This is a genomic window from Streptomyces albospinus (assembly GCF_014648695.1).
GTDB lineage: Bacteria > Actinomycetota > Actinomycetes > Streptomycetales > Streptomycetaceae > Streptomyces > Streptomyces albospinus.
In genome coordinates, this window is the sequence record NZ_BMRP01000049.1 from 31,132 (window position 1) to 45,249 (window position 14,118).

At 72.3% G+C, this 14,118-nt stretch carries 13 protein-coding genes and 1 tRNA gene; 5 read left to right on the plus strand and 9 right to left on the minus strand.

Annotated features, from left to right (window positions below; genetic code table 11):
- Positions 1-72: 72 nt before the first annotated feature.
- From ehuD to ehuB, 3 genes are all read right to left on the minus strand, one after another.
- The gene (gene ehuD, locus IEZ17_RS35560) at positions 73-723 is read right to left on the minus strand and encodes an ectoine/hydroxyectoine ABC transporter permease subunit EhuD (protein WP_189307554.1); all 651 of its coding nucleotides are present in this window, start codon (positions 721-723) and stop codon (positions 73-75) included.
- A complete protein-coding gene (gene ehuC, locus IEZ17_RS35565; protein ID WP_189307556.1) occupies positions 720-1,466 on the minus strand; it encodes an ectoine/hydroxyectoine ABC transporter permease subunit EhuC in 747 nt (248 codons plus the stop codon). Before ehuC ends, ehuD begins: the two co-directional genes overlap by 4 nt.
- Positions 1,467-1,752: 286 nt before the next feature.
- On the minus strand, positions 1,753-2,685 hold the full coding sequence (gene ehuB, locus IEZ17_RS35570) for an ectoine/hydroxyectoine ABC transporter substrate-binding protein EhuB (RefSeq protein ID WP_189307558.1): 933 nt from the start codon (positions 2,683-2,685) through the stop codon (positions 1,753-1,755).
- Between the two features lie 107 nt (positions 2,686-2,792).
- Between ehuB and IEZ17_RS35575 the strand changes: the two genes are divergently transcribed.
- Positions 2,793-3,293, plus strand: a complete 501-nt coding sequence (locus IEZ17_RS35575) for a DUF3830 family protein (RefSeq protein WP_189307560.1) — start codon at positions 2,793-2,795, stop codon at positions 3,291-3,293.
- Positions 3,294-3,308: 15 nt separating this feature from the next.
- Here IEZ17_RS35575 and IEZ17_RS35580 read toward each other — a convergent pair whose 3' ends face one another.
- Together IEZ17_RS35580 and IEZ17_RS35585 are read right to left on the minus strand one after the other, a co-directional pair.
- Positions 3,309-4,727, minus strand: a complete 1,419-nt coding sequence (locus IEZ17_RS35580) for an amidase (RefSeq protein ID WP_189307562.1) — start codon at positions 4,725-4,727, stop codon at positions 3,309-3,311.
- A 70-nt stretch (positions 4,728-4,797) separates the two neighbouring features.
- Positions 4,798-5,772 carry a D-2-hydroxyacid dehydrogenase gene (locus IEZ17_RS35585; protein ID WP_189307564.1) on the minus strand — a complete coding sequence of 325 codons (975 nt, stop codon included), beginning with the start codon at positions 5,770-5,772 and terminating at the stop codon, positions 4,798-4,800.
- Positions 5,773-5,980: 208 nt separating this feature from the next.
- Here IEZ17_RS35585 and IEZ17_RS35590 point away from each other — a divergent pair, with 208 nt between their 5' ends.
- The 3 genes from IEZ17_RS35590 (at position 5,981) to IEZ17_RS35600 (ending at position 9,076) form a co-directional block, all read left to right on the plus strand.
- Positions 5,981-6,907 (plus strand): maleate cis-trans isomerase family protein, encoded by a 927-nt coding sequence (locus IEZ17_RS35590; RefSeq protein WP_189307566.1) that lies wholly within the window; start codon positions 5,981-5,983, stop codon positions 6,905-6,907.
- A 105-nt stretch (positions 6,908-7,012) separates the two neighbouring features.
- A complete protein-coding gene (locus IEZ17_RS35595; RefSeq protein WP_189307568.1) occupies positions 7,013-7,738 on the plus strand; it encodes a maleate cis-trans isomerase family protein in 726 nt (241 codons plus the stop codon).
- A gap of 153 nt (positions 7,739-7,891) precedes the next feature.
- A complete protein-coding gene (locus IEZ17_RS35600) occupies positions 7,892-9,076 on the plus strand; it encodes an LLM class flavin-dependent oxidoreductase (protein ID WP_373300045.1) in 1,185 nt (394 codons plus the stop codon).
- Positions 9,077-9,105: 29 nt separating this feature from the next.
- On the opposite strand, the gene IEZ17_RS35605 is transcribed toward IEZ17_RS35600, so the two are convergent.
- Entirely contained in the window at positions 9,106-10,938 is a 1,833-nt protein-coding gene (locus tag IEZ17_RS35605; protein WP_189307570.1) for a putative bifunctional diguanylate cyclase/phosphodiesterase, read from the minus strand.
- 328 nt (positions 10,939-11,266) lie between these two features.
- On the opposite strand from IEZ17_RS35605, the gene IEZ17_RS35610 reads away from it, so the two are divergent.
- Complete coding sequence (locus tag IEZ17_RS35610) at positions 11,267-12,544, plus strand: M6 family metalloprotease domain-containing protein (RefSeq protein ID WP_189307572.1); 1,278 nt, start codon at positions 11,267-11,269, stop codon at positions 12,542-12,544.
- Between the two features lie 58 nt (positions 12,545-12,602).
- Here the strand turns inward: IEZ17_RS35610 and IEZ17_RS35615 are convergent.
- From IEZ17_RS35615 to IEZ17_RS35625, 3 genes are all read right to left on the minus strand, one after another.
- Positions 12,603-12,676, minus strand: a tRNA-Lys gene (locus IEZ17_RS35615).
- A gap of 62 nt (positions 12,677-12,738) precedes the next feature.
- Positions 12,739-13,368, minus strand: a complete 630-nt coding sequence (locus IEZ17_RS35620; protein ID WP_189307574.1) for a bifunctional DNA primase/polymerase — start codon at positions 13,366-13,368, stop codon at positions 12,739-12,741.
- Positions 13,369-13,533: 165 nt separating this feature from the next.
- The gene (locus tag IEZ17_RS35625; RefSeq protein ID WP_373300047.1) at positions 13,534-13,917 is read right to left on the minus strand and encodes a DUF8844 domain-containing protein; all 384 of its coding nucleotides are present in this window, start codon (positions 13,915-13,917) and stop codon (positions 13,534-13,536) included.
- Between the last annotated feature and the right edge of the window lie 201 nt (positions 13,918-14,118).

The window sequence follows — 14,118 nt, forward strand, 5'->3', positions numbered from 1 at the left end:
GCCTCGTCGGGCCGCGGCGCGTCCGGCCCGCCGGCGGCGTTCTCCGCAGGCGGCGTGTTCGGGGTGTTGCGGTCAGCGGACAAGGCGACGCTCCAGGGCTCGCAGGAGAAGAGAAGCGGGGTAGGCGATGAGGAGGAAGGCGACGCCGACGACCGTGTACGGCTCGACGGTCTGGAAGGTCTGGGACGAGAACTGCCGTGCCTCGCCGAGCATTTCCAGCACGCCGATGGCGAACAGCATCGGCGAGTCCTTCAGCATCGCGATGACGTAGTTGCCGAGCGCCGGGGCGACCCGGCGGATCGCCTGCGGCAGGATCACCGCGGTCCAGGTGCGCCGGCGCGGCAGGCTCAGGGCGATGGCCGCCTCCCACTGGCCGGCCGGGACGCCGTCGATGCCGGCGCGGTAGACCTCTGCGGTGTACGTCGAGTAGTGCAGGCCCAGGCCGATCACGCCGGTGGCCAGGGCGCTGAGGGTGATGCCCCACTCGGGCATCACGTAGAACAGGAAGAACAGCTGCACCAGCAGCGGGGTGTTGCGCACGAACTCGGTGATCACCATCACCGGCCAGCGCACCGCCTTGAGCGACGAGCGCTGCGCCAGCGCCCACACGAGGCCGAGCGCGAAGGCGATCAGGGAACCCAGGACCAGCGCCTGGAGGGTGACCACGACGCCCTTCCAGAACATCGGCATGAAGTGGCCGACCGCGGACCAGTCGAACGTCATCGTGCATCACCTTCCGCGGCGGCGCCGGCGCCCGTGACGGCCGGGCCGGTGCTCAGCCGGCTCCTCAGGGAGGTCCGTGCGGCCGGGGCCTGGCCGACGCCCGCCTTGGCGTGGCGTTCCACCACCCGCATCCCGCGGGTCAGGAGGAACGCCAGGACGAAGTACATGACCAGGATGATCGTGTAGACGGGGGCGCTGTGGGCGGTCGCGTTGCGGACCAGGGAGGCCCCGAACGCGATGTCGCCGACGCCCAGGATCGACACCAGCGCGGTGCCCTTGAGCAGCTCGATCAGCAGGTTGTTGAACGGCGGGATCATGCCCGGCCACGCCTGCGGCAGGACGATCTTCCGCAGCTGCTGGGCGGGCGAGAAGCTGAGCGCCACACCCGCCTCCCGCTGCCCCGCAGGCACCGCCGCGATGGCGCCCCGCACGACCTCGGACCCGTACGCCCCGTAGGTCAGGCCCAGGGTGAGGACCGCGGCCCACATCGGTACCAGCTGCCAGCCGAAGCCCATCGGCAGCACGAAGAACATCCAGAACATCAGGATCAGCGCGGAGGTGCCGCGGAAGATCTCGAAATAGGCCCCGGAGAGGAACCGCACGATCCACAGCCGGTGGGTGCGCGCTATCCCGATGCCGAAGGCCACCACGGCGGCCAACGCCGCGCTGTAGACGGTCAGCTGGACGGTGATCCAGACCCCTTTGAAGAGGAGTTGCCACAGCCCCCAGGTGATGTCGCTCATGCCGAGACCTCGCTTCGCTCGCCCTCGCATTCGCGAGGCGCGCACCCCTTGTCGATTCGCTCGCTGCGCTCGCTCATGCCGAGACCTCGCTTCGCCCGCCCTCGCATTCGCGAGGCGCGCACCCCTTGTCGATTCGCTCGCTGCGCTCGCTCATGCCGGCACCCCGCTTCGCCCGCCCTCGTATGCGCGAGGCGCACACATGTGAGAGATTCGCTCGCTCATGCCGGCACCCCGCTTCGCCCGCCCCCGTATGCGCGAGGCGCACACATGTGAGAGATTCGCTCGCTCATGGCCGGCACTTCTCCTTGGCGGTGATCTCCGTCATCTGATGCTCGGTGAAGCCGAAGGGCCGCATGAGGTCCAGGAGTTCCCCCGTTTTCTTCATCTTGTGCAGTTCGCGGTTGAAGGCGTCGCGCAGATTGGTCTCCGGGGTGCGGAACGCGAAGGCGCCGACGTCGATGACCGGCTTGCCCTTCATGAGCGGCGTGACCTCGGCCGTCGCCTCCGCCTTGGTGGTCCCCGACTGCCGTACGACGTTGCGCACCGTCACGGCCGTGCCGACGAAGACGTCCACCCGGCCCTGCTCGACCGCCAGCAGACCGGCCAACTGGTCCGGCAGCGTGGTGATGTGGGTGACCCCGGCTTCCTTGGCGTATCCGAGTTCGGCATAACCGACACCGGTGGCCATCCGCGCGCCGGTCCGCGCGATGTCCTTGTAGCTGTGCAGGTTCTTGGGATTTCCCTTGGGGACGATGAAGGCGTCCAGCATCTGGTATTCGGGGTCGGCGAAGATGACCTGGGCGCAGCGCTCGGGATTGATGTACATCCCGGCCGCGACCACATCGAACTGCTGCGAATTCAGCCCGACGATGAGCGAGCCGAAATCCGTCGGAAAGGGCTCGACCCGCGGGACGCCGAGCCGCCGGAAGACGGTCCGGGCGATGGTGGGTGACGAGCCGGTCATCTTGCCGTCGGTGCCGATATAGCCGTAGGGCTGCTCACCCGCCAGCCCCAGCGTGACCGATCCCTTCTTGCGCAGCCGCTCCAGCAGATGCCCGCCGCCCGCGGCGTCGGCGGCCGGCACCCGGCTGCACGCACCAACCGCTCCCATGGCACCCGCGGCGCCGAGCGCCGCTACCCCCGCGAGCAGCGAGCGGCGGCGGATGCCGCTGGTTCGTTGTCCTTGGCTGTCTGAGGTCTTCCCCTGTGGTGGAGCCATGGGCGCGCGGCTACCCGAACCCTTCACACATATGCCGATCGTTTCCGGCCCGTCACGTGGGTGCGGGAGATGTTCCGTACGCCGGTATTGCCCCCTACGCTCGGGATATGACCGATCGCTTCATCGAAGTCTCCCTGGACAAGCGCGGCGTGAGCTGCACGGCCAAGTTGCTCGACGACCGCGCTCCGATCACCTGCAATGCCGTCTGGGATGCGCTCCCTCTAGGCGGCGATGTCTACCACGCCAAGTACGCCCGCAACGAGATCTACGCGCTGGTTCCGCCGTTCGCGCCGCAGGAGCCGCCGCTGGAGAACCCGACGATCACCCCGATCCCCGGCGACCTGTGCTACTTCACCTTCAGCGACACCCAGTTGGGCACCGCGTCGTACGGCTACGAGCAGGAGGCCAAGCACCAGGGCCGCGCCACCGTCGTCGACCTCGCGCTGTTCTACGAGCGCAACAACCTGCTGATCAACGGTGACGCGGGCTGGGTGCCGGGCATCGTCTGGGGCGCGGTCGTCGACGGCCTGGACCGGATGGCCGACGCCTGCCAGGACCTGTGGCGGGCCGGGGCCCTGGGGGAGACCCTGAACTTCCGCCGGGCCTGAGGAACCCCGGCAGCCCTACGGGGCCGGGGGCGCGGGGATCTCCGCGGCCCCGGCCCCGTACAGCGCGTGCGCGACGCGCAGCACCAGCGCGTCCGCGTGCCGCGCACCCACCAACTGCACCCCGATCGGCAGCCCGTCGCCGTCCACCCCGCAGGGCAGCGTCGCGGCGGGCTGCTGGGTGAGGTTGAAGGGGTAGGTGAACGGCGTCCAGCCCGTCCAGCGGGTGTGGCCCGAACCGGACGGCACTTCCGCGCCCGCCTCGAAGGCGGTGATCGGCTCGGTCGGCGTCACCAGCAGGTCGTAGCCGCGGTGGAAGCGGCCCATCGCCCGCCCCAGCGCCATCCGCACATCGACCGCCGCCAGATACTCCAGCGCGCTGTAGCGGGCGCCCCGCTCGCAGATCTCCCGCAGCCCCGGGTCCAGCAGCGCCCGCTCCGCGTCCCCGAGCGGCTGCACCAGCCGGGCCGCGCCGCTGAACCACAGGGTGTGGAACGCCTCCACGGGATCCTCGATGCCCGGGTCGGCCTCCTCGACGTGCGCGCCGAGTCCGGCCAGCCGGTCCGCGACCCCGCGGACCGCCGCGGCGACCTCCGGGGCCACCGGGACGTCCCAGCCCAGCGACGGGCTGTAGGCCACCCGCAGCCCGGACACCGGGCCGGCCAGCGCCTCCCGGAACGAGCCGGCCACCGGCCCCAGCTGCGACCAGTCCCGCCAGTCGGGGCGGCAGATCACATCCATCATCAGCGCCGCGTCCGCCGCGTCGCGGGTCATCGGACCGACGTGCGCCAGCGTCCCGAACGGGCTCGCCGGATAGTGGGGCACCCGCCCGTACGTCGCCTTGAGCGCGAAGATCCCGCAGAACGACGCCGGGATCCGCACCGAGCCGCCGCCGTCCGTGCCCAGGCTCAGCGGTCCCGCCCCCAGCGCCACCGCCGCCGCGCTGCCGCCGCTGGACCCGCCGGCGGTGCGCCGCGGGTCGTACGGATTGCCCGTCACCCCGTGCCGCGGACTGTCGGTGACACCCTTCCAGCCGAACTCCGGTGTGGTCGTCTTGCCGACGAACACCGCGCCCGACTCGCGCAGCCGGGCCACCGACGGCGCGTCCTCGTCCCAGACCGCGCCCTCGGTCCGCACCGTCCGCGAGCCGCGCAGCGTCGGCGCGCCCCGGGTCAGCAGCACGTCCTTGACGGTCACCGGCACCCCGTCCACCGGCCCGGCCGGCTCCCCGCGCACCCACCGCTTCGCCGACTCCTCGGCGGCGGCCAGCGCCTCGTCCGCGGTGATCCGGGTGAAGGAGTTGGTGGCGGCCTGGGCGGCGGCGGCGCGTTCCAGTACGGCCGCGGTGGCCTCCACGGGGGAGAACTCGCCGGCGGCGTAGCCGGCCGTCAGACGGGTGGCGGTGAGATCGGCGAGGTGGGTCGGTCCGTTCGTCATGCGTCCTCCGAGCGTCGGCCGCCCCGGGCGGGGCGGCGGGCGGGGCGCGGGCCCGCGGCGGCCCGCGGCGTCACGGCACCGGGACGTAGCCGAGCCGTTTGTCGACCACGTTGAGCAGCGGCTCGCCGGCCGCCCACCGGTCGAAGTTGTCCTGGAACTGCTCGGCCAGCGCGTCCCGCCAGCCCAGGGTGTCGCCGCTCATGTGCGGCGAGACGATCAGATGCGGTACGTCCCACAGCGGACTGTCCACGCCCAGCGGCTCGCGCTCGAAGACGTCCAGCGCCGCCGCCGCGATCCGCCAGTCGCGCAGCGCCGCCTCCAGCGCCGCCTCGTCGACCAGCGGCCCGCGCCCGACGTTGATGAACCGGGCGCGGCGCGGCATCCGCGCGAACGCCGCCGCGTCGAACAGGCCGCGGGTCTCCTCCGTCAGCGGCGCCGCGCAGACCACCCAATCCGCATGCGGCAGCAGCCCGTTCAGCGCGCCGGCCGCATGGACCCGGCCGAACTCCGGATCCTCAGGTCGCTCCCGCCGGCCGACCAGATCCACCGTGACACCCAGTGCCAGCAAGGTGGCGCCGATGGCCCGGCCGATCGGTCCGGAGCCCACCACGACGGCGCGGGTGCCGGCCAGCCGCAGCGTCTCGCGGTGCTGCCAGCGCCGCTGCCGCTGGAGCTCCCAACTTCCGTAGAAGTCCTTGGCCATGGCGATCACCAGTCCGGCGACATACTCGGCGATCGGCTGCTCGAAGACCCCGCGGGCGTTGGTGACGACGGTGTCGTCGGCGATCAGCGCCGGGCTCAGGAGCCGGTCCACGCCGGCGCTCGCGGTGTGCACCCAACGGGGGCGGGGGCCGCGTTCCGGCCAGCTCTCCCGGATCGCGTCGGAGGTGAAATTCCAGGCCAACAGCACGTCGGCGGTGGGGAGTCGATCGGCCAGGGTCGTCTCGTCGGCGAAGACCACCCGGGCCCGGCCGGCGAGCCGGTCCAGCTTCGGGGGCGGGTCGGAACCGAGGACGAGAACGGTGCGGTCGGTGCGGTCGGACATAGGTCAGAAACCGTTCTGAAACGTATGCCCCGTATGCAAGGAACAGGGCGCCGACAGATGCCTGAGATGCGAGGATTGACCACGCTAGGAAGTCGTATCTACCGTGTCAACAACGGCTCTGTCCCGACGTCCCGGCTTGTCCGGCTGCACCACCTCATCCGGCCACTGGCCTGGCCATTCCAGCCCTTCGTGTCTTCTAGGGGCCTTCATGGACGTCTCTTTCCTGGGTGGCCCACAGCCTCAGCTCGGCGTGGGCGTCGTCGCACCCTTCGACTTCGCGCTCGACCGGGAGTTGTGGCGCTGGGTCCCCGACGACGTGTCCCTCCACCTCACCCGAACCCCCTTCGTGCCCGTCGAGGTCAGTCTCGACCTGGCCCGTCTGGTCAGCGAGCACGAAACGCTGCACGCCGCCGTCGAGGCGCTGTGCGCGGTATCACCGCAGGTCATCGCCTATGCCTGCACGTCCGGCAGCTTCGTCGGCGGCGCGGCGGGCGAACGCGCGATGTGCGCGGCCATGTCGCAGGCGGGCGACGTCCCCTCGCTCACCACCTCGGGCGCGATCATCGAAGCGCTGCGCGAGATCGGCGCCCGGCGCATCGCCGTCGTCACGCCCTACACGAAATCGGTCACCGACTCCCTGGAGGACTATCTCGGCGAGGCGGGCATCACGGTCACCGGCCGCGCCTACCTCGGACTCACCCGGCACATCTGGAAGGTCCCCTACCGCGACGTCGTCGACATGGCCCGCGCGGCCGTCGTCGGCGGCCCCGAGGCCCTGTTCATCAGCTGTACGAACCTGCCCACCTACGACGTCATCCCGCAGCTGGAAGCCGAACTGCGGATGCCGGTCCTGTCCGCCAATCAGGTCACGATGTGGGCCGCACTGCGCGCCATCGGCGTACCGGCCGTCGGCGCGTACCAGGCGCTGCTCGACCCGGTGGCACGGCGCGGGCCGGCGGCTATGACCGGCACGACCGGCATGACCGGCACTCAGCCGCCGCCCGCCGGCGGACCGGGCGCCACCCCCGAAGCCGCCTTCGCCGGACCGCCGGCCCCGCCCGAGGCGGACGCCGTCGACGGCACCGAACCGCCCCCGTACCTGCCCGACGACCCCGGACCCCAGCCCCCCGTGTGAGGCCGGTCCGGTTCCGCACCGCCCGCCCGCCCGCTGCCGGCGCCCGCGCCGGCAGCCCGCCTTCCGCACCGCACCCCCGTACGCGCACCCGCAAGGGAGAACTGCATGGCATCGGTCGGCTTCCTCTACCCCGGCCACTCCGCCGAGGACGACTACCCCCGGCTCGAAACGCTCCTGGGCGGCACCGTCCGCCTGCCGCTCGTCCACACCGACATCGGCGAGGACGCCCACCGCGTCGACGCGCTCCTGGAGATGGGCGCCGCGCCCCGGCTCGCCGCCGGCGTCGCCGAGCTCAGGGCCCGCGGCGCCGAAGCCGTCGTGTGGGCCTGCACCAGCGCCAGCTTCGTCTACGGCTGGGAAGGCGCCCAGCAGCAGGTGCGAGAGCTGTCGGCCACCGCCGGGCTGCCCGCGTCCAGCACGTCCTTCGCCTTCGCGCACGCCGTCCGGGAGATCGGCGCCGGCCGGGTCGCGATCGCCGCGACCTACCCCGACGATGTCGCCGAGTACTTCCACGCGTTCCTGAAATCCGCCGGTACGGAGGTCGTGGCGACCCGCGGCAGCGGCATCATCACCGCGGCCGAGGTCGGCACCTGGGGCCGCGACGAGGTGTTGGCCCTGGCCCGCGCCGGCGACCACCCCGATGCGGACGCCGTCCTGCTGCCCGACACCGCCCTGCACACCGCCGCCCATCTGCCCGCCCTCGAAGCGGCGCTCGGCAAGCCGGTCCTCACCGCCAATCAGGTGACGGCCTGGGAGGGCCTGCGGCTGCTCGGCCGTACGCTCGCCTGCCCGGAACTGGGCACGCTCTTCTCCCGGGCCGCCCGCGACTGACCGCGACCGGCCCCGGCGGGCACCGCCGGAACCACCACCCCGCCCGGGAATAAACGGAGAATTACTCCGGTTATCCTCCTCGCAGACCCGTGACGGCAGACCGTGACGGCAGATCAGCGACGGCAGATCCATGACGCGAGGAGGACCCGCACCGTGAGCGGTGAAGACCAGCAGGCCCTGGGCAGCGACGGCGCGGGCAGCGACGGCGCCTCCCGGGACGACGGGATCCGGGGCGCCGCGCGGGGCACCGCACCCGTCCCCCTGTCCGTGCTCGACCTGGTGACGGTCGGCGCCGGCAGCACCGCGACCGCCGCGGTCCGCACCGCCGTCGACATCGCCCGCACCGCCGAGCGCCGCGGCTACCACCGCTACTGGGTCGCCGAGCACCACTCCATGCCCGGCGTCGCCTCCTCCTCGCCGGCGGTGCTGCTCGCCCACCTCGCCGCGCACACCGACCGCATCCGGCTCGGCTCCGGCGGCGTCATGCTGCCCAACCACGCCCCCCTGGTCGTCGCCGAGCAGTTCGGGACCCTGGAGGCGATGGCCCCCGGCCGTGTCGACCTGGGCCTGGGCCGCGCCCCCGGCACCGACGGCGCCACCGCCGCCGCCCTCCGCCGCACCGAGCGTCCCCCAAGCTCTCAGCTGCGTTCGAGCAGGGGGTACCCCCATGACGAAGGCGTTGATCAATTCCCGCAGCAGCTCGCCGAGTTGACCCGCTTCCTCGACGACTCCTTCCCCGACGGCCACCCGTACGCCCGGATCCACGCCGTCCCCGGCCCCGTCCAGGCCACCTCCCCCGGCGGCGTGCAGTCCCCGCACCGCCCGCCCCTGTGGCTGCTCGGCTCGTCCGGCTTCAGCGCCCGGCTCGCCGGCACCCTCGGTCTGCCGTTCGCCTTCGCCCACCACTTCTCCGCGGCCAACACCGTCCCCGCGCTCGACCTCTACCGGGCGTCCTTCCGCCCCTCCGAGGTCCTCGCCGAGCCCTACGCCCTGATCGGTGTCTCCGCACTGGCCGCCGAGGACGAGCGGGAGGCCCGCCGTCAGGTCCTCACCGGCGCACTGGCCATGCTCCGGCTGCGCACCGGCCGCCCCGGCCTGGTCCCCACCCCCGAGGAGGCCGCCGCCCATCCCTTCAGCGACATCGAGCGCGACTTCGTCGACACCTGGCTCGGCAACGTCGTCCACGGCACCCCGGACGCCGTCCGCCAGGGCCTCGACGACCTCGCCAAGCGCACCGGCGCCGACGAGCTGATGCTCACCGCCAACGCCCACACCGGCGCGGTCCGGCGCCGCTCGTACGACCTCATAGCCGACGCCTACGGACTCCCGCAGGGCTGACGCGGTGTACGCGGCGCGGGGCGCGCGGCTCAGCCGCAGGCGCGCCCCGCGTCCAGCAGCGCCTCCACCCGGTCCGGCGCCACCGGCCGCGAGTAGAGCCACCCCTGGCCGGTGTCGCAGCCGATGCGGCGCAGCCGTTCGGCCTGCTCGGCGCTCTCGACGCACTCCGCGGTGACGGTGAGGCCGAGCCGGTGCGCCAGCGCGACCAGCGCCTCCACGATCATCTCGTCCGCCGGGTTCGGGTGCTCCTGCGACCGGAAGCCGTGGACGAACGATCCGTCCAGCTTCAGCACGGACACCGGCAGCCGGCTCAGATAGGCGAGGTTGGAGTAGCCGGTGCCGAAGTCGTCGATGGCGATCCGCACGCCCATGTCGCTGAGTGCCTGAAGCGCCTGGAGCGGCCGGCCGGCCGAGCCCATCACCGCCGACTCGGTCAGCTCCAGCTGGAGCAGCCGCGGCGGCAGTCCGGTCTCCGCCAGGATCCCGGCGACGTCGGCCACCAGGTCGGAGTCCCACACCTGACGTACGGCCACATTCACGCTGACGAACAGCGGCTGGCCGCCGGGGTGCGCCAGCTGCCAGGCGCGCGCCTGATAGCAGGCCCGCTCCAGTACCCAGCGCCCCAGTTCGACGATCGCGCCGTTCTCCTCCGCCAGGGCGATGAACCGATTCGGCGACAGCACCCCGAACTGCGGGTGCCGCCACCGCACCAGCGCCTCCACGCCCTGCGCCCGGCCGTCCCCCAGCCCCACCAGAGGCTGGTACTCCAGCGTGAACTCGCCGCGGTCCACGGCCGGCCGCAGCGTGCTGGACAGCGCCTGCCGGGTCATCCGGTGGGCGTTGCGCTCCGGGTCGAAGAGCGTCCAGCGGGCCTTGCCGTCCTCCTTGGCCCAGTACAGCGTGGTGTCCGCGGCCTGCATCAGCCCCGTCGCGGTGGTGCCGCTCGCGGCCCGCTCCACGACGCCGATGCTCGCCGACACCGAAAGCCGCTGCCCGGCCAGGTCGAAGGGTCGCTGAAGCGCGTCCAGGACGCACTGCGCGAGCTCGGCCACCTGGTCGGTGCCGGTGGAGTCCTCGACCAGCAGCGCGAACTCGTCGCCGCCCAGCCGCGCCACCAGATGCCCGCCGCGGCCCGGACCGCGGTCCGCTGCGCTCTCCGCGCAGCGCGTCAGCCGCTGCGCCACGGCGCTCAGCAGCCGGTCGCCGACGCGGTGCCCGAGGGTGTCGTTGACGGCCTTGAAGCCGTCCAGGTCCAGATAGCACAGCCCGATCCGGCCGGTGCCGGCCGGCTCGAAGGCGGCCGTCTCCAGGGCCGCGGCGAGCCGCTCGAAGAACAGCGCCCGGTTGGGCAGCCGGGTCACCGGATCGTGCATCTGCAAATGCCGCAGCCGCGCCAGCAGATCATGCCGGTCGCTGATGTCCGAGACCGACAGCAGCACCCGCTCCTCGCCGCCCGCCGGCCCGTCGGCGACCGGCTCGACGGTCACCTCCACCCAAACGGAGTTCCCGTCGGACTGTTTGAGCCGGCGGGTGCACCGCAGCCGGTCGCTGCGCCCGCACAGCACCTCGCGGTAGGCGGTCCACACCCGCGGGTCGGCGCCGAGGTCGGTGAGGTCGGCGGCGGTGGCCGCGACCAGGTCGTCCGGGGCGGCGCCGACCAGTTCGCCGAAGGCGGGGTTGGCGGCCAGCACCAGCCCGTCGCGGTTGAGGACCGCCATCGGGTGCCGTGCCGCGTGGAAGGCGGCGCGGTAGTCGCCGAGCGAGGCGGCGGTGCCGTCGCAGCGCGCCGCACTGTCGCAGGGCGGTTCCGGGGCGGTCCGGGCGTCGCCGGATTCTTTGGTCGTACCATCACGCTCGGTCACCGAGGGCAGCGTCGCTCCCGGCGTGCGGCCCGTACCGTCGGGGTGTCCGCTCACTGCTCGCTCCCGCTTGGCGCTTGTCTCGTGACGGAGGGGGGACCTCGCGCTGGAAAGTGTGGCGATCATAGAGGCTGGCGCAACGGCCGATCCAGCGACGTAGCCGTGACCATCCGCACGCATGACGGAACTTCAGCCATTTCTGCCCGGCTCTGTTCGCACCGATTGCCCCTTTGGTCGCTTGTGACTTTCCGTTACGGGACATGGGGGACGCGCCGGTCACTCGTATGAGGTCCCAAAACAGGACGAATAGCATTAAATCGCCTCAGGGTAGATGGGTGTCCCGAATCCGTCCCTGGAGGTCCATGTGCTGCGCCGCCAGACACCCCCGGGGGTGGGCAGCCGCCGATTTCGGCGCATCGCAGCCGTCCTCACCTCCTTGAGTGCGCTGATCGCGACCTCCATCGTGGCCGGTCCGGCCACTGCTTCTGAGGCTTCCCTCTCCTGCGCCCTCGGACGCACCGATGCGCATCACTCCGAAGGCGTCGACGGTTGGAACGATGCCTACCCGCGCCCGAATCGCTCCCTTGACGCGGTGATGATTTTTCTGTCGTTTCCGGACGCCCGCCCCACCACGACCCCGCAGCAGCTCTCCGGGGACTACTTTCCCGCCACGTCCCAGTTCTTCGACCGGGCCTCCTACGGCACCTTCAAGTTGCATGCGCACATCCAGAACCACTGGGTCCGGATGCCCCATCCGTCCACCGCGTATGGCATACAGCGCGACTGGGACTCCGGCCGGCGCGCCGGATACCTCCGCGACGCGGTCGCCGCCGCGGAACCCTCGGTCGACTTCAGCCGCTACGACCTGATCTATCTCGTCGCCGACCCGGGCGCCCCCGGCGTCGACTCGGACGCCACGAAGGTCGTCAACCTCGACCAGCCGATGAACGTCGACGGTGTCGAGCTGCGCCGCTTCGTCACCGTCTTCGAGCACAGCCCGCCCGACCGCAACGTCCTCGCCCACGAGACCGGCCATGTCTTCGACCTGCCCGACCTCTACCACCGCCCCCAGGACGGCAAGGGCGACTGGGACACCTATGTAGGGGACTGGGACCTCATGGGCAGCCAGTTCGGGCTGGCCCCCGAGCCCTTCGCCTGGCACAAATGGCACCTCGGATGGATCACCGACGGCCAGGTCGACTGCGTCGAGCGGTCCCGCCCCACCGTGCACGCGCTGCGCACCCTGTCCGCCCCCGAGGAGCCGGGCGACCACCGCCGCACCCGCCTCCTGGTCGTCCGCACCGGCCCCGACAGCGCGCTCGCCATGGAGGCCCGCGCCGCCGTCGGCAACGACCGCCACGTCTGCACCGAGGGCATCCTCGTCTACCGCGTACGCAGCGACACCGCGTCCGGATCCGGGCCGGTCCAGGTGCTGGACGGCCACCCCGGCACCTCGGCCTGCTGGGGCACCTCCGTCTACCCGCCGCTCGCCGACGCCCCCCTGGGGGTGGGCGAGAGCATGAACGACACCGAGGACGGCGTGCGCATCCAGGTCGAGAGACGGACGGCCGGCGGGGACTGGGTGGTCAAGGTGACCCACAGTTCCTGACCGGCACGGAACGGACACGACGAAGGCCCCCACCGGAGTGGGGGCCTTCGTCTGTCGGTGCGCCGCCAGGGACTCGAACCCCGGACCCGCTGATTAAGAGTCAGCTGCTCTAACCAACTGAGCTAGCGGCGCCTGCTGACGGGGAAAACATTAGCATCCTGGCCGGGGAGGGCAAAAATCGATTCGCCGCGGCCTCACGTGACCGCGGCATCCAGGGGCTGAGCAGCGCTTTCGGGGTGTGCGCGGGCGCCCTCCCGGTCGGCCTCCAGCGTGCCCCGCGCCGCCCCCACGCAGGCCCACAGCAGGACGTCCGGGCCGGGCAGCCAGGGGTCGCGCACGTCGGGGGCGACCAGCCAGCGGGACGCGGCGGTGCCGGCCGGGTCGTCTCCGGCCGCGGTGCCCGGCGTACGGGGGCGCGGGTGCAGCGGCGGGACCGTCACCGCGTCGCCGCCGCCGTGGCACAGCAGTGGCGGCACCGCCGCGGCCCACTCCTCCCACGCCAGCAGCGCCGGCAGCCGCTGGGCGGTGCCCGGCGCGGCGAACAGCAGGAGCCGGCCGCGGTGCACGGCCACCGGCCCCGAGCCCGGCCCCGCGGACCACAGCCGGTCCACCATGCGCCGCCCGAAGAGCGCCGGCGCGTTGATCACGTCGAAGACGGCGCCGCACGGCAGCACGCTCGGCGCCGTGGGCCGCTCCGCCCACAGGGTGTGCACGCTGCCCGGATGCGGGCTTGAGGAGGCGAGCCAGTCGGCGCCGGCGAGCGTGACGTACGCGGCGGTGGGGAAGGCCGGGTTCCGGGGAGTCTCAGGCAGCCAGTCGGTCATGCGGACAGGTCTATCGAGACCCCGCGTACCAGCAGAGCTGATTGGCGGAAACCGGGACAGGGTGGCACGGCAGGGAGTATCTTCCGCTCCCCGCATATGCCAGCGGCTCATGATCTTGGACCATGGGCCGTCGTGGGGTGGGTGGGGCCGGTGTGGCTCCCGGGGTCAGTCCATGTCGCCCAGCACCGCGCTTCCGCTGCGCATCAGGCTGCGGCCGAACTCGACCATCTTCTGTGCGTAGTCCTCGGTCCACTCCGCCCGCTCGGCGAGCACCGACAGCGGCAGCCGGTCGAAGCGGCGGGGGTCGGTCAGCTGGGCGGCGGCGAGCGCCTGGAACTCCGTGGCGCGGTCGGCCGCCGCCCGGAACGCGAGCGTGAGCTCGGTCGCCCGGCCCAGCAGCGCGCCGGGATCCTCCATCGACTCCAGACCGAAGAAGTGCTCGGGGTCGGCGGTGGCCTCGGGGGGCTCGAAGAGCAGCTGCGCGGGCCTCATGCGCCGGGATTCGGACGCCGTACCGCGGGGATCGGGAGCCGGTCGCGGCTCGGACATGTACCTACCTCCAGGGTTGTCTGCCGCATTCCATTGTCCCGCCGTGCGCAAGTAGGCCCCCTGGCGAGGGGTGCTGTCCGGTGGGCACCGGCCGCCGCCCACCGGACAGCACCCGGCCCGGCGGCCCGCACCGCCCTACGTCCCCCACCCCACCCGGTGCTCCGCGAGGTGTGCGAGGACCGCGTGGTTCGCCTCCCAGCC